We start from the raw sequence: 18,184 nt of genomic DNA, 5'->3' as shown, positions 1-18,184 counted from the left end.
TCACCGGCCCCGACCCAAGGCCGCCGCCCGTCACCCCCTAGTCCGTATGGCGTCTGGCGCGCAGAGCCAGCCGCAGGCCCAGTACCGTCTGCGGATCGTCCAGGTCCGTGCCGAGCAGCTGGGCGATGCGGGCCAGCCGGTCGTACAGCGTCTGCCGGTTCACCTTCAGATCGCGGGCGGTCTCGGCCTTGCGGCCCGCGCTGGCCAGATAGGCCTCCAGCGTCGGCAGCAGCGGCTGGCGCGCGCCCCGGTCGTGCGCGAGCAGCGGCCCGATGGCGCGCTCCACGAAATCGGTGAGGACGCCCTGCTCGCCGTGTTCGCGCATCCGCCACAGCAGCAGCTCGATGTCCAGCCGGCGCGCGTCGTACCAGGGCGCCGCCGGCAGGCCCTGGGCCGCGGCCGCCGCCTGCGCCGCGTGCCGCAGGCCGGGGCCCGCGGCCGCCCAGTCGCCCGGTGTGCCGACGACGATCACCGGGCGGTGCGCGGCCGGCCGGTCGAGACCGGCGCGGACGACTCCGGCGTGCAGGGCCTCGGCGATCCGGTCGGCGAGCGCCGCACGGTCCTGGCCCGCGCGCAGCGCGACGAGCACCGGGACCCGGCCCTCCACGGGGCGTACGCCGAGGAGCACCGGCACTCCGGGAGCGGCGAGTTCCTCGCGCAGGGCCTGGGCGAGCAGCGCCCAGCTGCCGGGGGAGGGGAGACCGGCCGGCAGCCGCATCACCACCGGGAGGACGGGTTCCGCACCGGGGCGGAAGCCCAGCAGGCGGGCCTGGACGGGTGCCTCGGCCGCGGTGATCCGGCCCTCCGCCAGATCGGCGAGGAAGTCGCCGCGGCCCCGGGCGGCGAGCACCTCCTCCTGACGGGACTGGAGCATGACGACGGCGAGGAGATCGGCGGCCCGCTCGGCGGCGATGCGGTGCACCGGAGCCAGCGGGGCGTTGACGGGCAGCAGGACGAGACGGGCCCGGACCGCGTCGGGGCCGTGGCCGCCGCCGGGGACGTCGATGCGTACGCCGGTGTCGCGCAGCCCCTCCCAGGCCAGCAGTGGGTCGGCGTCCGCGGGCCCGTCGTCGCCCTCCGGCCCGGCCGCGTACAGCGGGCTGCCGTCGGGGGCCTCCAGGCAGAGCGGGTTGCCGGTGAAGCCGGCCAGCAGCCGCAGCACCTCCGGGGCGCCGCCGCCGCGCAGCAGCACGTCGGTGCAGCGCCGCAGGACCTCGTCGGCGCGCCGCAGCATCGCATAGTGGCTGTTGATGATCTCGGTGTGGATCGCCTCGGTGACCGTGACGTACGGGACCTCACGGTGCAGCTGGATCAGCGGCAGTCCGCAGTCCCGTGCGGCGTCGACCAGGGCGGCGGGCAGCGAGGCGAAGCGGGAACCCAGTTCCACGACGAGTGCGGCGATCTCGCGGTCCGCGAGCTTGCGGATGAAGGCGCGCTGCTCGGAGGGCCGGGCACCCAGCCCCAGGCCGGTGGTCAGCAGCAGCTCGCCGCCCTTGAGCAGCGACGCGATGTGCGGGACCTCGCCCGCATGCACCCAGCGCACCGCACGGTCCAGCCGGTCTCCGCCGGCCAGCACCTCCGGCAGGCCGCGGCGCAGCGCGGGCAGCTCCAGCGCCCTGCGCACCGTGATCTCGGTCTCCATCTTCGCCTCCGGCCCCATGGCCAGGAACGGTACCCGCAGTCCGCTATCCGGAGGGGGTCGGTCCGGATCAGTGCGGGTGTGTGGCGGCGGATTGTGGTGTCCCGGCCCGACCGCCGCCGAGCCTGTTCTGGCGCGGCGCCCGCCCCGCAGGGCCTGTCCGTCGCGGCCGAGGTCGTCCCGCCGCCGAGCCCGCCGCGGCCGAGTCCGTCCCGCCGCCGCCCCAGCTCCTCACGTCGACTCCCGCACCACCAGCCGCGCCTCGGTGATGATCGGCGCCGGCTCCGCCGGGCCCGGCCCCTCCGCCGTCTCCTCCGCCCTCGCCTTCTCCCGGTCCAGCAGCCGCAGCAGCAACTGGGCCATCAGCCGCCCCATCTCCTCCACGTCCTGCCGCACCGTCGTCAGCGGCGGATCGGCCCAGGCCGCCGGCTCCAGATCGTCGAAGCCCACCACCGCCACCTCGTCCGGCACCCGCCGCCCGTGCGCCCGCAGCGTGCGCAGCGCTCCGTTCGCCATCAGATCGGAGCAGGCGAAGACGGCGTCCAGATCCGGTGCGGCCCGAAGGAGTTCGGCCATCGCCCGCTCGCCGCCGTGCGCGGTGAACCCCCCGTCCGCGATCAGCCGCGGATCCGGCTCCGCCGGGCCCAGCGCGTCGCGGTAGCCGTCGAGACGGTCCACGGCCGAGGCCTGGGCCAGCGGTCCGGTGATCACCGCGATCCGGCGCCTGCCGCGGCCGAGGAGATGGCGTACGGCCTGGCGGGCGCCGCCGCGGTTGTCGGTGTCGACGTACAGCGGCGGCGGTGTGCGGTCCGCGCCCGCCCAGTCGGGCCGGCCGCCGTAGACGGTGGGCAGCCCGGCGCGTTCGGCGAGGGCGGGCAGCGGGTCGTCACGGTGCAGGGAGAACATCAGCGCCCCGTCGACGTGCCCGGCCGACAGCCAGCGGCCGATGCGGTCGTAGTCAGCGCGGCCCTCGACGAACATCAGCAGCAGCTGGGTGTCGGCACGGGCCAGCGCCCGGCTGATGCCGCGGAGTTGGCGCCCGAAGAACGGATCGCTGAAGACCCGGCTCTCCGGCTCGGCGATGATCACGGCGACCGCTCCGGTGCGGCGGGTGACCAAGGAGCGGGCCGCGCTGTTCGGTACGTAGCCCAGCTCGGCCACCGCCCGGTGCACCCGCTCCCGGACCGCGGGCCGTACGCCGGCGCCGCCGTTGATCACGCGGGACGCCGTGGCGCGCGAGACCCCGGCGAGCGCCGCGACCGCCTCCAGCGTCGGTCGGGGGCCGTTCGGCTGAGACCTCATCCAACTCCTTTTATCACGCGGTGACTTGACGAGTGGCCGTCGGGTCGGCAGGGTTCACTGGGCGGGAGGTGAGAGCGCTCTCACGCGGGGCGCTCACGCTGCGCCACGCCCCGGCCGGCGGGTGGAGACCACCGGCCACGGGACTCCCCACCACGCTCCCGCCCCACGGAACTCCTCACCACCCCCACTGCACCGAGGAGAGAATGACATGAGCATGCCTATCTGCCCAGGAGTGGTCTCGTGATCACCCGTCGCCGTCTGCTCGGCGGGCTCACCGCCGGCGCCGCCACCACCCTCGGCCTCACCCAGGCCGGCCGCGCCCTCGGCGCCCCCGCCCGGCCCGGCGCATCCGCCCCGTCCGCCGCCGGCATCCCCCTGCACCTCGTCAACCGCTCCGGCGCCTTCGCCAACTCCTCGGTATGGGTCTACCTCGTCGGCAACGACGGCACCCGGCAGGTGCATGTGACCCCGGACGGCGAACTCCGGCCGGTCGCCCTGGCCGACAACGGGCCGGACGGCTTCACCGACTACGCCATTCCGCTCGCCGCGAGCGGCACCACGACCCTCCGGCTCCCCCCGATGTCCGGCCGGATCTACACCGCGCTGGGCGGCAAGCTGAAGTTCAAGGCGGTCCAGGACGGCAACGGCAAGGCCGCGCTCGCCTACCCGGCGGGCTGGGTCTCAGGCGACCCCAACTATGGCGTCGTGCACGACTGCGCCGAGTTCACCTTCCAAAACGGCGGGATGTACTGCAACACCACCATGGTCGACATGTTCAGCGTCCCGCTCGCGATCACGCTCACCGGCGCGCGGCAGCAGACCACCGGCACCCTCAAGGACGGCGCCCGCGCCGCGGTCTTCTCCGCGGTCCGGCAGGCCGAGGGCTTCGACCGGCTGGTGATCGACGACAAGCGGGTCATCGCCCCCGGACACGGCCTGGACAGCGGCCTGTTCGCCGCCGACCACCTCGCCCCGGCCATCGACGAGGCCTGGTCCGCCTACGAGAACAAGGACCTGACCGTCACCACCGACGCCGGCACCTTCACCGGCCGGACCCGCGGCGGCACCCTCACCTTCACCGGCCCCCGCACGGTCTCCTTCCGCAAGCCGTCCACCCGCGACGTCCTCTTCTGCGACGGCACCCTGGCCGCCCCCAACGACGGGGTCCTCGGCCCGGTCGCCGCCGTCCTGGGCGCCGCCCTCAACCGCTCCACCCTCGCCGGCCACGCGCGCCAGCCCACCACCGACCCGGCCGCCTTCTACCAGCAGCGCCTGACCAACCACTACGCCAAGGCCATGCACGCCGCGACCCGCGACGGCAAGGCCTACGGCTTCGCCTTCGACGACGTCGGCGGCTTCGCCTCGTACATCGAGGACCCCGCCCCGACGGAGATCACCCTCACCCTGACCCCCTTCTGACAAGGAGAAGGGTGCCACCCGCAGACCGGGCGGCACCCAAGAACGCCGGGCGGTTGGGCCCCGAAAGGGGGTCTAACCCCCGTACGCCCCACTGGCCGTCAGCCGCAGTGCCGTGTCGATCAGCGGAACATGGCTGAACGCCTGCGGGAAGTTGCCCACCTGCCGCTTTGCCTTGGGGTCCCACTCCTCGGCGAGCAGGCCCAGGTCGTTGCGGAGCGAGAGCAGCCTCTCGAAGAGCTTGCGGGCCTCGTCCACCCGGCCGATCATCGCGAGGTCGTCGGCGAGCCAGAACGAGCACGCCAGGAAGGCACCTTCCTCCCCTTCCAGGCCGTCCACGCCGAGATCGTCCGCACCGGACGTCGGGTAGCGCAGCACGAAGCCGTCCTCGGTGGACAGCTCCCGCTGGATGGCCTCGATGGTGCCGATGACGCGCTTGTCGTCCGGCGGCAGGAAACCCATCTGCGGGATCAGCAGCAGCGAGGCGTCCAGCTCCTGCGAGCCGTAGGACTGGGTGAAGGTGTTGCGCTCCTTGTCGTAACCCTTCTCGCAGACGTCCCGGTGGATGGTCTCGCGCAGGTCCTTCCAACGCTCCAGCGGTCCGTCGACGTCCCCGGACTCGATCAGCTTGACCGTACGGTCGACCGCGACCCAGGTCATGACCTTGGAGTGCACGAAGTGCCGACGCGGCCCGCGGACCTCCCAGATGCCCTCGTCCGGCTCGTCCCAGTGCTTCTCCACCCACTGGATCAGCTTGAGCTGGAGCAGCGAGGCGTAGTCGTTGCGGGCCAGGCCCGTCATGTGCGCCAGGTGCAGCGCCTCGGTGACCTCGCCGTAGACATCGAGCTGGAGCTGTCCGGCGGCGCCGTTGCCGACCCGCACCGGACGGGAATTCTCGTATCCCGGAAGCCAGCTGAGCTCGTTCTCGCCCAACTCCCGCTCACCGGCGATGCCGTACATGATCTGCAGGTTCTCCGGATCGCCGGCCACCGCTCGCAGCAGCCACTCCCGCCAGGCCCGCGCCTCTTCGCGGTAGCCGGTGCGCAGCAGGGAGGACAGGGTGATCGCCGCGTCCCGCAGCCAGGTGAAGCGGTAGTCCCAGTTGCGGACGCCGCCCACGCACTCCGGCAGCGAGGTCGTCGGCGCCGCCACGATCCCGCCGGTCGGCGCGTACGTCAGCGCCTTGAGCGTGATCAGCGAACGCACCACCGCATCGCGGTAGGGCCCGTGATACGTGCAGTGCTCGACCCACTCGCGCCAGAACTCCTCGGTGGCCTCCAGCGACCCCTCCGGGTCCGCCACGGCCGGCGGCTGCTTGTGCGAGGGCTCCCAGCTGATCGTGAACGCGATCCGCTCACCCGGCGCGACGGTGAAGTCGGAGAACGTGGTCAGGTCCTTGCCGTAGGTCTCCGCCGCGGTGTCCAGCCACACCGAATCGGGACCCGCGACCGCGACGGTACGGCTGTCCACCTTGTGCACCCAGGGCACGACCCAGCCGTAGGAGAAGCGCATCCGCAGTTCGGAGCGCATCGGGACGCGGCCGCTGACCCCCTCCACGATGCGGATCAGCTGCGGGGCGCCATCGCGCGGCGGCATGAAGTCGATCACCCGGACCGTGCCGCGCGGGGTGTCCCACTCCGATTCCAGCACCAGCGAATCGCCCCGGTAGCGCCGGCGGTCGGCGGGCGCCGGCCGACCGCCGGGCCCGTTGACCGGGCCCATCCGCCAGAAACCGTGCTCCTCCGTACCCAGCAGCCCGGCAAAGACCGCCGGCGAGTCGAAGCGGGGCAGGCACAGCCAGTCCACCGTGCCGTCCCGGCACACTAGAGCGGCGGTTTGCATATCGCCGATAAGTGCGTAGTCCTCGATGCGCCCGGCCACGTGCGTCTCCCGTCGAACTGGAGTCACGCCCCCCATGGGACGTTGTGATTGTCCGTCCTGCCCATGAAACGTCGCCGAGCAGCGGGACCGGAAATCGGGCGGGGGTGGTGCCTTCCCGGACGGCTCGTAGCGAGTGTCCGAGCAGGATACGACGCACCCGGGGGCTGCGCGCGACCCTCGCGAGCAGAGAAGTGGTCCGAACGGGTGGCCTCCGTCACGTGCCGGGGGCAGCCTGGCCGCCCGCGCAGGGTTTCCGCCTCCGGCCGGGCGCGACCATGCCCGGTCGCTGTTAGCCTGGTACCCCGTGGACCGGTGGGACGCCCAGGACGTCACGGTAGTGGTGAAGGCACCCCCGAACCGCAGCGAGGGCACCCCTGAAACCCCAGGCCGGCGCCGCTTCGCACCTCTCCACCTCGCGACCACGGGAGCTCCCTCTTGGCCATGCCGCCCACTGCTTCTCGATTGAATGCAGCCACGACGACCAAGCACCTCTTCGTCACCGGGGGCGTCGCCTCCTCTCTCGGCAAGGGGCTCACCGCCTCCAGCCTGGGTGCTCTCCTGAAGGCGCGCGGCCTGCGGGTCACGATGCAGAAGCTCGACCCGTATCTGAACGTCGACCCGGGAACGATGAACCCGTTCCAGCACGGTGAGGTGTTCGTCACCAATGACGGCGCCGAGACCGACCTGGACATCGGCCACTACGAGCGGTTCCTCGACGTCGACCTCGACGGCTCCGCGAACGTCACCACCGGCCAGGTCTACAACACCGTGATCGCCAAGGAGCGCCGCGGCGAGTACCTCGGTGACACCGTGCAGGTCATCCCGCACATCACCAACGAGATCAAGCACCGCATCCGGCGGATGGCGACCGAGGACGTCGACGTCGTCATCACCGAGGTCGGCGGCACCGTCGGCGACATCGAGTCGCTGCCGTTCCTGGAGACCGTCCGCCAGGTCCGCCACGAGGTCGGCCGGGACAACGTCTTCGTCGTGCACATCTCGCTGCTCCCCTACATCGGCCCGTCCGGTGAGCTGAAGACCAAGCCGACCCAGCACTCGGTCGCGGCGCTGCGCAACATCGGTATCCAGCCCGACGCGATCGTGCTGCGCGCCGACCGCGAGGTCCCCACCGCGATCAAGCGCAAGATCTCGCTGATGTGCGACGTCGACGAGGCCGCGGTCGTGGCCGCGATCGACGCCCCGTCGATCTACGACATCCCCAAGGTCCTGCACACCGAGGGCCTGGACGCCTATGTCGTACGGAAGCTGGACCTCCCGTTCCGCGATGTGAACTGGACCCAGTGGGAGGACCTGCTCGACCGTGTCCACAACCCCGACCACGAGGTCACGGTCGCGCTGGTCGGCAAGTACATCGACCTGCCGGACGCCTATCTCTCGGTCACCGAGGCGCTGCGGGCCGGCGGCTTCGCGAACAAGACCCGCGTGAAGCTGAAGTGGGTCACCTCCGACGACTGCAAGACCCCGGCCGGCGCCGCCGAGCAGCTCGCGGACTGTGACGCGGTCTGCATCCCCGGCGGCTTCGGCGACCGCGGTGTGGACGGCAAGGTCGGCGCGATCACCTACGCCCGGGAGAACAAGCTCCCGCTGCTCGGCCTGTGCCTGGGCCTGCAGTGCGTGGTCATCGAGGCGGCCCGTAACCTCGCCGGCATCGAGGGTGCGAACTCCACCGAGTTCGACCCGGCCGCGGCCGACCCGGTCATCTCCACGATGGCCGAGCAGATGGACATCGTCGCAGGTGAGGGCGATATGGGCGGCACGATGCGACTGGGCATGTACCCGGCCAAGCTCGCCGAGGGCTCGATCGTCCGCGAGGTCTACGACGACCAGCCCTACGTCGAGGAGCGGCACCGCCACCGCTACGAGGTCAACAACGCCTACCGCGGCGAGCTGGAGAAGAAGGCCGGGCTGCAGTTCTCCGGCACCTCTCCGGACAACAAGCTCGTCGAGTACGTCGAGTACCCGCGCGAGGTGCACCCCTACCTCGTCGCCACCCAGGCGCACCCCGAGCTGCGCTCCCGCCCGACCCGCCCGCACCCGCTCTTCGCCGGGCTGGTGAAGGCCGCGGTCGCGCGCAAGACGGGTGCCGTGAAGTAGCCGCGCCGCGACGGATACGGTTGCCGGGGTACGGCCTCGTTCTTCGAGGTCGTACCCCGGTTTCTGCGTGATAGAGGCATATACAGGAGGACGCGCCATGGCGATCAAGGACACCCCCGAGGAGTGGACGGTCACCGCGACCACGACGCCGTTCACCGGGAACAAGACCAGCGTGCGCACCGACCAGGTCGTCATGCCGGACGGGGCCACCGTCTCGCGCGACTACCAGGTCCACCCCGGTTCCGTGGCCGTCCTCGCGCTCGACGACGCGGGCCGGGTGCTGGTGCTGCGCCAGTACCGCCACCCCGTACGCCAGAAGCTGTGGGAGATCCCCGCCGGGCTGCTCGACGTCCCCGGCGAGAACCCGCTGCACGCGGCGCAGCGCGAGCTGTACGAGGAGGCGCACGTCAAGGCCGGGGACTGGCGGGTGCTGACCGACGTCTACACCACGCCCGGCGGCTGCGACGAGGCCGTGCGGATCTTCCTCGCCCGGGAGCTGTCCGAGGCGGAGGGGGAGCGGTTCGAGGTCTCCGAGGAGGAGGCCGACATGGAGCTGGCGCGGGTGCCGCAGGAGGAGCTGGTGCGCGGGGCGCTCGCCGGAGAGCTGCACAACAACTGCCTCGTCGTCGGCGTGCTCGCGCTCACCGCGGCCCAGGGCGGCCCCGGCCTGGACGCGCTCCGGCCGGCCGACGCGCCGTGGCCGGCCCGCCCCTTCGAGGCCTGAGCCGCCGGGCCGCCACCGCCGCACCACAGGTCTGTCGGATGATCCGCCGATCCGATCGGGTGACTCAACCGCCCTGCTCCGCACCGGACGTGACGGGCTGTGAACTACGCTCGACGGCGTGCCGTCCGCGCCCCAGCGGCGGACTCGTACGCGCAGGTGGACGGGAGCGTGACCGGTGACGGACCAGGCGGTGGGCGGGGGACCCCTCCTGCCGGAGACGGGGGAGGCGCCCGCCGCGACGGCATCCGGCAGGCGGGCCCCGCGGTCCCGCCCGGACGGTGCCGCCGCCCGCCCGGCCGTCCCCGCACCCGCCCCTGTGCACTTCGCCGGGCGCCGCCGTGAGCTCAAGGAGCTGCACGCCGATATCGCCCGCGCCGGCCTGGACACCCTCTCCGGCCGCAAGGGCGCCCGCAGCCGGGTGCTGCTGATCGCCGGCCGCCCCGGCTCCGGTCGTACGGCCCTGGCCGAGGAGCTGCTGCGCGAGCTGGCCGGCGACCACCCCGACGGGGTGCTGCGGGCCACCCTGACCGGACCGGGCGGCGAACCGGCCGACACCGGCCGTACCGCCCGTGAGCTGCTGGCCGCCCTGGGCGCCGGTGCCCCGCCGGGCGCCGCCGAGGACGAGCTGACCGAGCAGCTGCGCGGGGCGCTCGCCGGGCGCCGTGCCCTGCTCTTCCTGGACGACGCCCCCGGCGCGGAACAGGTCGAACCGCTGCTCCCGGACGCCCCGGACTGCCTGGTCGTGGTGGTCTCCCAGGGGCCGCTGACCGGCATCCCGGACGTCCGGCCGTGCACCCTGGGCGGGCTGGACAGCGCGGCCGGCGTCGAGATCCTCACCCGTTACGCCGGACCGACCCGGATCACCGTCGACCCCCGGACCGCCGACAGCGTCGTGGAGGACTGCGGTGGCCAGCCCGCCGCGCTGGTGCTGGCCGGTGCCTGGCTCGCCGCCCGCCCGATGTCCTCGGTCGCCGATCTGCGCCAGGCGCTGCATGCCGTCCCGCTGCCCGAGGACCTGCCCACCGGCGCCCGCCCGCTGTTCCGCGCCTTCCGGCTCGCCCATGACGCGCTGCCGGCGCCCGCCGCCCGGATACTGCGGCTGCTCACCCTGGCGCCGGCCGGTCTCGTGGACGCCCACCTCGCCTCCGCGCTGGCCGGCTGCTCGGTGGCCGCGGCCGCCACGACACTGGACGACTTCGCCGCGCTCGGCCTGCTGCGGCCGCTCGCCGCACCGGAGGACGGGGTGGCGGGCGCCGGTACACCCGATGCCGCCATGCACGCCCGGTACCGCCTGCCCGGCTGCCTCGCTCCGCTGGTGCGCGCACTGCTTAGGGAACACGAGCGCCCGGCGGAACTTGAGCTCGCCCGCGCCCGGATGCTGGAGCGGACCGTACGGCTGCTGCAGTCCTGCCGTGCGATGGGCGAGCCGGCCGACTCGCCCGCCCGGCACAAGGTCGCCGGGCTGCCGCGCTCCCTGCGCTTCGCTTCGAAGAGCACGGCCGCGCACTGGCTGCGCAGCCGTCGGGTGGCGCTGCTCGACGCCGCCGCGATCGCCGTCGCGGACGGTGAACTCGACACCCTGGACCGGCGGTTGATGGCCGCGCTGACCCGCACGCTGCTCGTACACCAGGGCCCCGAGGCCGCCGCGCCGGACCTCTACGCGCTGCACGGGCTCGTCCTCCAGGTCGCCGAACGGCGGGGGCTGGCCCGCGAGCGGGCCGCCGCGCTGCTCAACCTCGCCGACCTGGACGGTCGGGCGGGACGCAGCGCGCAAGCGCTCACCCGTTACCGGAGCGCGCTGGAGGCGGCCCGCTCGGTGCCGGACCCGGTGGCCACCGGCCGGGCGCTGGAGTCCCTGGGAGGTACGTACACCCAGCTCGGCGACTGGCAGCGGGCCGCCGACTGGTACGGCCGGGCGCTGGAGCTGCGGCTGGCTCGCGACGAGGGCGCCGACGCGGCGCGGCTGTACGGCCGGATCGGCAGCGCACACACCTACGCGGGCCGATGGGGCGAGGCGCTCACGTCGTGGCGGGCGGCCGCCCGGACGTACCGCCGGCTCGGTGAGATCTCCGGGCAGGCGCGGGCGACCGGCGAGATGGCCCGGGTGCAGGAGTACGCGGGACGGCCCGAGGAGGCGCTGCGGACCTGCCTCGAAGCCCTCGACGTCGCCCGCAAGGCGGGCGACGGACGACTGGAGGCGGCCCTGCAACTACGGATTGCGGACACCCTCGATCGGCTCGGCGATCCCGCGGCGGCACGGCTCCATCGCTCCGTGGGAGAGCGACTCCTCGACGATTACCCCGAGTGACCTACGAAATCGGTAGTGCTACTCCGAAAGATTATTGCTTTGCAAGGCTAGACAAGAAGAGCTCCTTCAATAGACTGGCGGGGCCGCGTTCGGCGCGGTCAGTTCCGTCATGCAGCGCATGAGGGGATAATTCCTCCTGCACCCTCTCTTTCAAGGACCGTGATCGACGTGAAGGTCGGCATCCCCCGCGAGGTCAAGAACAACGAGTTCCGCGTGGCCATCACGCCCGCCGGAGTCAACGAACTCGTCCGCCACGGCCACCAGGTCGTCATCGAGAAGGACGCCGGTCTCGGTTCGTCCATCACGAACGAGGAGTACGTCGCCGCCGGCGCCAGCATCCTCGACACCGCCGATGAGGTCTGGGGCGCCGCCGACCTGCTGCTGAAGGTCAAGGAGCCGATTGCGGAGGAGTACCACCGGCTCCGTAAGGACCAGACGCTCTTCACCTACCTGCACCTGGCCGCGTCCAAGGAGTGCACGGACGCGCTGCTGGAGTCCGGCACCACCGCCATCGCCTACGAGACCGTCGAGACGGCCGGCCGCCAGCTGCCGCTGCTGGCCCCGATGTCCGAGGTCGCGGGCCGTATCGCCCCGCAGGTCGGTGCCTACCACCTGATGCGCCAGGCCGGCGGCCGCGGTGTGCTGCCCGGTGGCGTCCCCGGTGTCCACGCGGGCAAGGCCGTCATCATCGGCGGTGGCGTCTCCGGCTGGAACGCGCTGCAGATCGCCGTGGGCCTCGGCTTCCACGTCACCCTGCTCGACAAGGACATCAACAAGCTCCGCGAGGCCGACAAGATCTTCGGCACCAAGGTGCAGACGATCGTCTCCAACGCCTACGAGCTGGAGAAGGCCGTCGTCGACGCCGACCTCGTCGTCGGTGCCGTCCTGATCCCCGGCGCCAAGGCCCCCAAGCTGGTCACCAACGAGCTCGTCGCGAAGATGAAGCCCGGAAGCGTTCTTGTCGACATCGCGATCGACCAGGGCGGCTGCTTCGAGGACTCCCGTCCCACCACGCACGCCGAGCCGACCTTCCCGGTCCACAACTCGGTCTTCTACTGCGTCGCCAACATGCCCGGCGCGGTGCCGAACACCTCCACCCACGCGCTCACCAACGCCACGCTGCCCTACATCGTGGAGCTGGCGAACCGCGGCTGGGTCGAGGCGCTGCGCCGTGACCCGGCGCTGGCCAAGGGCCTGAACGCGCACGACGGCAAGGTGGTTTACCAGCCCGTCGCCGAGGCCCACGGCCTCGAGCACATCGAGCTGCGCACGCTCCTCGGCTGACACGTCAACGCCACGCGTCAACGCGGCACATCCGGCCGGGTCCTGTCCACGGGGCCCGGCCGGTCGCATGTCCGACCAGCGGAATCATGTGTTCCGGAACGCCTGCTCTCAACTCGCCGCGAACGTAACCCTTTAACCGATTCGCGCACCCCCAAAACATCGGTGCGATACCGCCTGCGCCCTTGACATCGGGGGGTCCGGTTACCGACACATCGTGCCGGGTCCGGTGGATTGTGTTGCTGCGGACGCCCGACACGCCATAGAGTCGCCAACCGTCGGCATGGTGCCACGCTGACCTATCGATAAAGTTTCCTGGTCACATCCAAGGAGGTAAGACGACTTGTGAATGAGTCGACATTTTCTCCCGGAGGTGGTCAACCAGGAGTGGTTGCACGGGGCCAGGGTCCCTCGGGGCGCGAGGCTGTCGGCTCCGTTGCGGGCCACACCTACGCAGCCCACCAGAGCATTTCCACGACAGCCCACCAGAGCATGGACGGCCATCACGTGAACGCCATGGCCGGCGACCGGGGCAGTGGAGAACCCGCCCGTCTCGCCGACTACGACGACCTGCCCCAGGGGCACTTCTACGATCCGGACGCGGAGTACGAGCCGGACCCCGAATACGCCGCGACGCTCGCGCCGGACGCCGCGCGACAGCGCCGCGAACGCGTCGGCCCGACCGGACGCCCGCTCCCCTATTTCCCCATCCCCGGACCGCTGTCGGACCACGGCCCGGCCAAAATCATCGCGATGTGCAACCAGAAGGGCGGGGTCGGCAAGACCACCTCGACCATCAACCTGGGTGCCGCACTCGCCGAATACGGACGACGGGTGCTGCTCGTCGACTTCGACCCGCAGGGTGCCCTGTCGGTCGGACTCGGCGTCAACCCGATGGAGCTCGACCTGACGGTCTACAACCTGCTCATGGAGCGGGGGATGTCGGCCGACGAGGTGCTCCTGAAGACCGCGGTCCCCAACATGGACCTGCTGCCCAGCAATATCGATTTGTCAGCGGCAGAGGTGCAGTTGGTCAGCGAGGTCGCGCGTGAGTCGACCCTGCAGCGTGCGCTGAAGCCGCTGCTGGCCGACTACGACTACATCGTCATCGACTGCCAGCCCTCCCTCGGCCTGCTCACCGTGAACGCGCTGACGGCGGCTCACAAGGTCATCGTGCCGCTGGAGTGCGAGTTCTTCGCGCTGCGTGGTGTCGCGCTGCTCACCGAGACGATCGAGAAGGTCCAGGAGCGGCTCAACCCCGAGCTGGAGCTGGACGGCATCCTGGCGACGATGTACGACTCGCGCACCGTGCACAGCCGTGAGGTCCTGGCCCGCGTCGTCGAGGCCTTCGACGATCACGTCTACCACACCGTCATCGGCCGGACGGTCCGCTTCCCCGAGACCACCGTCGCGGGCGAGCCGATCACCACCTACGCCTCCAACTCCGTCGGCGCCGCCGCCTATCGCCAGCTCGCCAGGGAGGTGCTCGCCCGGTGTCACGCCGAGTGAGTCTGCCGGGAGCCGACGAACTGTTCCGTACCACCGGGGGAGGGGGCCTGCAGCCCTCCAGCCCCCGTCGGCAGGCGAACGGCTCGGCGGCGCCCGGCGAGGCGCCCCGGGTGCCCGCACCGGCCGGCGAACCCGATCCGGCGGCGGACGGGCCGGAGGCGGCCACCGCGGTCCGCACGCGCCGGCCGGGCACCGGGGCGGACACACCGGCAGCCACGGCCGGCGACGGCGGACCGGCGACCCCGCCGCGAGTGCCCGCCGTCGGCTCCCCGGCCGAGCACAGTGGCCGTGAGACGGACGGCGAGGCGGCCAAGTCCCCTCGGAGCCAGGCGGGCCAGGGCGGCCAGGCCGGTTCCGACGCGGCGGCCGCGGCCGCGCAGCAGGCCGGCGGCCAGGGCCGGCGGCGCGGCGGCCGCGGTGCCAACCGCCGCCCCAGCGGCCGGGAACGGCACGACGAGAAGATCACCGTCTATGTCTCCGCCGAGGAGCTCATGGACCTCGAACATGCCCGGCTGGTGCTGCGCGGTGAGCACGGCCTCGCCGTCGACCGCGGCCGGATCGTCCGCGAGGCGGTCGCCGTCGTCCTCGCCGACCTGGAGTCGCGCGGCGACGCCAGCATCCTGGTGCGGCGGCTGCGCGGGCGTTAGGGCGGAGACGGGATAGCCTGCCTCCTCGGCGGGGTGTCCCGCCCGTGACCAGCCCGTCGCCCCCGGCACGGGACCACAGCAGCATGGACCGCGATGCCGACGACCCACGACGATGCCCCCCGGCCCCGCGCCCGCAGACCACTTGGGCGCGGGGCGGGCGAGGCAGCTACGGCGTCGGGGGTGCCTGAGACGCCTGAGATGCCCGAGGCGCCTGAGGAGTCTGGAGCCGTCGAGGTGCCGGTGCGGCCCCCGGCCGTGGACCCGGCGGCAGGGCCCGGGACCGGGGCCGAGGTCGTACCGGAACAGCCCGAGGCCGTTGACGCGGCGGACGGGACCGAGCCACACGGCGCGGCGGACGGGCCTCAGGGGGGCGACGCGGCGACCGGCCCCGAGGCCGTTCACGTGCCGCAGCCGGCGGCCGTTCCGGGCGAGGAGTCCCCGGAGACGGATGCCGCCGCAGCCGCGCCCGTAGAGGCCGACGACGGCGGCGAGGGCACCTTCACCCTCCACCTGGACAACTTCGAGGGCCCCTTCGACCTCCTGCTCCAGCTGATCTCCAAGCACAAACTGGACGTCACCGAGGTCGCCCTGTCGAAGGTCACCGACGACTTCATGGCGCACATCCGCGCCATGGGACCGGACTGGGACCTGGACCAGACCACCGAGTTCCTGGTCGTCGCGGCGACCCTGCTGGACCTGAAGGCGGCCCGGCTGCTGCCCGCGGCCGAAGTGGAGGACGAGGCGGACCTCGCCCTCCTGGAGGCTCGTGACCTGCTCTTCGCCCGGCTTCTGCAGTACCGCGCCTACAAGCGGATCGCGGACATCTTCAGCGGCCGGCTGGCGGACGAGAGCCGGCGCCATCCCCGTACGGTCGGGCTGGAGCCGCACCTCGCCGAGCTGCTGCCCGAGGTCGTCATCAGCATCGGCGCGGAGGGCTTCGCCCGGCTCGCGGTGAAGGCGATGCAGCCCAAGGCCAAGCCGCAGGTCTACGTCGACCACATCCACGCGCCGCTGGTGAGCGTGCGCGAGCAGGCCGAGGTGGTGATGGTGTGGCTGCGGGAGGCGGGCGAGGCCAGCTTTGCGAAGCTGGTCGCCGACGCCCCGGACACCCTCACCGTCGTGGCGCGCTTCCTGGCCCTCCTGGAGCTCTACCGGGAGCGGGTGGTGGCCCTGGAGCAGGAGGAGGCCCTGGGCGAGCTGATGGTCCGCTGGACGGGCGCCGAGGGGGCCGCGCCGCAGGTCACGGATGAGTTCGACCGGGAGCCGGGGCAGCACGCCGCCGGGGAGGAGCCCGCGGAGCAGGCGGAGGAGGAGCAGGCATGAGCGGTGTGGCCGGTGGTGAGGCGTACGACGTCACGGAGGCCGGAGCGGGCACGCAGTCCGGGACGGGCACGCAGCCCGGGGCCGGCGGTGGTCCTGAGGAGCGGCCCGGGGCGCCGGCCGGTGCGCTGGGCGTCGACGGGCTGGCGCTGAAGCCCGCGCTGGAGGCCGTCCTCATGGTCGTCGACGAGCCCGCGACCGAGGAACACCTGGCCAGAGTGCTGCAGCGGCCCCGCCGCGCGGTCGCCCTGGCGCTGCGCGAGCTGTCCGACGACTACACCCGCCAGGGCCGCGGATTCGATCTGCGTCTGGTGGCCGGGGGCTGGCGGTTCTACTCCCGGGCCGCGTACGCGGACGCGGTGGAGAGCTTCGTTCTGGACGGCCAGCAGGCCCGGCTCACGCAGGCCGCATTGGAGACTCTGGCCGTGGTCGCGTACCGTCAGCCGGTCAGCCGTTCCCGTGTCTCGGCCGTACGCGGCGTGAACTGTGACGGTGTGATGCGCACGCTCCTCCAGCGCGGCCTGGTGGAGGAGGCGGGGACGGAACCTGAAACAGGTGCGATCCTGTACAGGACGACGAATTACTTTCTGGAGCGGATGGGCCTGCGCGGCCTGGACGAGCTCCCTGAGCTCGCACCGTTCCTCCCGGAGGCGGATGCGGTCGAGGGTGACTCCCCGGAAGGTATCCCGTCGTTCGACGTAGACGACAGCGGCGACTCTCAGACGGATCATTGATGCGAAGCAGCGGCAGGAACGACAGGGACAGCGGGCGCGGTAACTACCGCGGCGCGGGGGGCACCTCCCAGCCGAAGGCTGGGGGAAAGAGGGACGACAAGCAGCAGCGCGCGGGCCGCCCCCGTCCCGAGGAGCGCCGCTACGACGTGGGCGGATCCGGCGGCACCGGTGGATCCGGTGGTCCCGGCGGCTCCTCGGGCCGCAAGGACGAGCGCGCGGGCGGCGGCGCCAAGGGCGGCGGTGCCAAGAGCGGCGGCAGCCGGGGCGCGGCGGCCCGCGGCGGCGCCAAGGGAGGCCCCCGTACCGGAGCTGCATCCAAGGGTGCCCGCCCGGGCGCCAAGGGCGGTCCCCAGCGCGGCCGGGGCCAGGCGCCCGCGCGGCCCCGTGAGTACGACGCCCAGGTAGAGGAGCGCAACCGCGCCCGCCACAACAAGCCGCAGGTCAAGACCCCCAAGACCTTCGGCGAGCAGGAGGGCGAGCGGCTGCAGAAGGTGCTGGCCAGGGCCGGTATGGGCTCGCGCCGGGCGTGCGAGGAGTTGATCGACCAGGCGCGGGTCGAGGTCAACGGCCAGATCGTCATGGAGCAGGGCGTCCGGGTCGACCCGGAGAAGGACGAGATCAAGGTCGACGGCCTGACGGTCGCCACCCAGTCGTACCTCTTCTTCGCCCTGAACAAGCCGGCCGGTGTCGTCTCCACGATGGAGGACCCGGACGGCCGCCAGTGCCTGGGCGACTACGTCACCAACCGCGAGACGCGGCTGTTCCACGTCGGCCGGCTGGACACGGAGACCGAGGGCATCATCCTGCTCACCAACCACGGCGAGCTGGCCCACCGTCTGACGCACCCCCGCTACGGCGTCAAGAAGACCTACCTGGCCGCGATCCAGGGCCCGCTCCCGCGCGACCTGGGCAAGCAGCTCAAGGACGGCATCCAGCTGGAGGACGGCTACGCCCGTGCCGACCACTTCCGGGTCGTGGAGAACACCGGCAAGAACTACCTCGTCGAGGTGAGCCTCCACGAGGGCCGCAAGCACATCGTGCGCCGGATGCTGGCCGAGGCCGGCTTCCCGGTCGACAAGCTGGTGCGGACGGCCTTCGGCCCGATCGCGCTGGGCGACCAGAAGTCGGGCTGGCTGCGCCGGATGACCAACACCGAGGTCGGCATGCTGATGCGCGAGGTCGAGCTCTAGCTCGTTCCTTCCCACGTTTTTGTCTTTCCCGCCGTGGGTGTTGCTCGCCGTTGCGCTTTGCGGCGCCGCCGCACGTTGTCGGCTGGCCCGCCGTGGTTGCTTCTCGCCGTTGCGCCTG

Annotated in this window: 13 protein-coding genes; 10 read left to right on the top strand and 3 right to left on the bottom strand. The window is 72.3% G+C overall.

From position 1 onward, the window contains the following. Window positions 1-37: 37 nt before the first annotated feature. Together BKA18_RS07620 and BKA18_RS07615 are read right to left on the bottom strand one after the other, a co-directional pair. On the bottom strand, window positions 38-1,642 hold the full coding sequence (locus tag BKA18_RS07620) for a PucR family transcriptional regulator (RefSeq protein WP_429638223.1): 1,605 nt from the start codon (window positions 1,640-1,642) through the stop codon (window positions 38-40). 228 nt (window positions 1,643-1,870) lie between these two features. After that, a complete protein-coding gene (locus tag BKA18_RS07615; protein ID WP_366048303.1) occupies window positions 1,871-2,941 on the bottom strand; it encodes a LacI family DNA-binding transcriptional regulator in 1,071 nt (356 codons plus the stop codon). A gap of 240 nt (window positions 2,942-3,181) precedes the next feature. On the opposite strand from BKA18_RS07615, the gene BKA18_RS07610 reads away from it, so the two are divergent. Next, window positions 3,182-4,360 (top strand): beta-1,3-glucanase family protein, encoded by a 1,179-nt coding sequence (locus BKA18_RS07610; protein WP_366048302.1) that lies wholly within the window; start codon window positions 3,182-3,184, stop codon window positions 4,358-4,360. Between the two features lie 72 nt (window positions 4,361-4,432). On the opposite strand, the gene BKA18_RS07605 is transcribed toward BKA18_RS07610, so the two are convergent. Continuing rightward, window positions 4,433-6,274: a glycoside hydrolase family 15 protein gene (locus tag BKA18_RS07605; protein WP_429638221.1), complete on the bottom strand. Its 1,842-nt coding sequence runs from the start codon at window positions 6,272-6,274 to the stop codon at window positions 4,433-4,435. Between the two features lie 405 nt (window positions 6,275-6,679). Here BKA18_RS07605 and pyrG point away from each other — a divergent pair, with 405 nt between their 5' ends. The 9 genes from pyrG (at window position 6,680) to BKA18_RS07560 (ending at window position 18,066) form a co-directional block, all read left to right on the top strand. Then, window positions 6,680-8,353 carry a CTP synthase gene (gene pyrG / locus BKA18_RS07600; protein ID WP_366048301.1) on the top strand — a complete coding sequence of 558 codons (1,674 nt, stop codon included), beginning with the start codon at window positions 6,680-6,682 and terminating at the stop codon, window positions 8,351-8,353. A gap of 97 nt (window positions 8,354-8,450) precedes the next feature. Continuing rightward, window positions 8,451-9,077, top strand: a complete 627-nt coding sequence (locus BKA18_RS07595) for an NUDIX domain-containing protein (RefSeq protein WP_366048300.1) — start codon at window positions 8,451-8,453, stop codon at window positions 9,075-9,077. Between the two features lie 175 nt (window positions 9,078-9,252). Next, entirely contained in the window at window positions 9,253-11,385 is a 2,133-nt protein-coding gene (locus BKA18_RS07590) for a tetratricopeptide repeat protein (protein ID WP_366048299.1), read from the top strand. Between the two features lie 168 nt (window positions 11,386-11,553). After that, on the top strand, window positions 11,554-12,669 hold the full coding sequence (gene ald / locus BKA18_RS07585) for an alanine dehydrogenase (RefSeq protein WP_093488518.1): 1,116 nt from the start codon (window positions 11,554-11,556) through the stop codon (window positions 12,667-12,669). Between the two features lie 489 nt (window positions 12,670-13,158). Then, window positions 13,159-14,175, top strand: a complete 1,017-nt coding sequence (locus BKA18_RS07580; RefSeq protein ID WP_030078562.1) for a ParA family protein — start codon at window positions 13,159-13,161, stop codon at window positions 14,173-14,175. Continuing rightward, window positions 14,160-14,822, top strand: coding sequence for a hypothetical protein (locus BKA18_RS07575; protein ID WP_366048298.1), 663 nt, complete (start codon window positions 14,160-14,162; stop codon window positions 14,820-14,822). The genes BKA18_RS07580 and BKA18_RS07575 overlap by 16 nt, the downstream gene beginning before the upstream one ends. A 93-nt stretch (window positions 14,823-14,915) precedes the next feature. Beyond that, window positions 14,916-16,145 carry a segregation/condensation protein A gene (locus BKA18_RS07570; protein WP_366048297.1) on the top strand — a complete coding sequence of 410 codons (1,230 nt, stop codon included), beginning with the start codon at window positions 14,916-14,918 and terminating at the stop codon, window positions 16,143-16,145. Further along, window positions 16,142-16,876 carry an SMC-Scp complex subunit ScpB gene (scpB, locus tag BKA18_RS07565; RefSeq protein WP_366048296.1) on the top strand — a complete coding sequence of 245 codons (735 nt, stop codon included), beginning with the start codon at window positions 16,142-16,144 and terminating at the stop codon, window positions 16,874-16,876. Before BKA18_RS07570 ends, scpB begins: the two co-directional genes overlap by 4 nt. Beyond that, a complete protein-coding gene (locus BKA18_RS07560; RefSeq protein ID WP_366048295.1) occupies window positions 16,876-18,066 on the top strand; it encodes a pseudouridine synthase in 1,191 nt (396 codons plus the stop codon). The genes scpB and BKA18_RS07560 overlap by 1 nt, the downstream gene beginning before the upstream one ends. The last annotated feature ends 118 nt before the right edge of the window (window positions 18,067-18,184 follow it).

The organism is Streptomyces auratus (assembly GCF_050433025.1).
Classification (GTDB): Bacteria; Actinomycetota; Actinomycetes; order Streptomycetales; family Streptomycetaceae; genus Streptomyces; species Streptomyces sioyaensis.
This window is presented reverse-complemented; position numbering and strand designations above follow the sequence as displayed.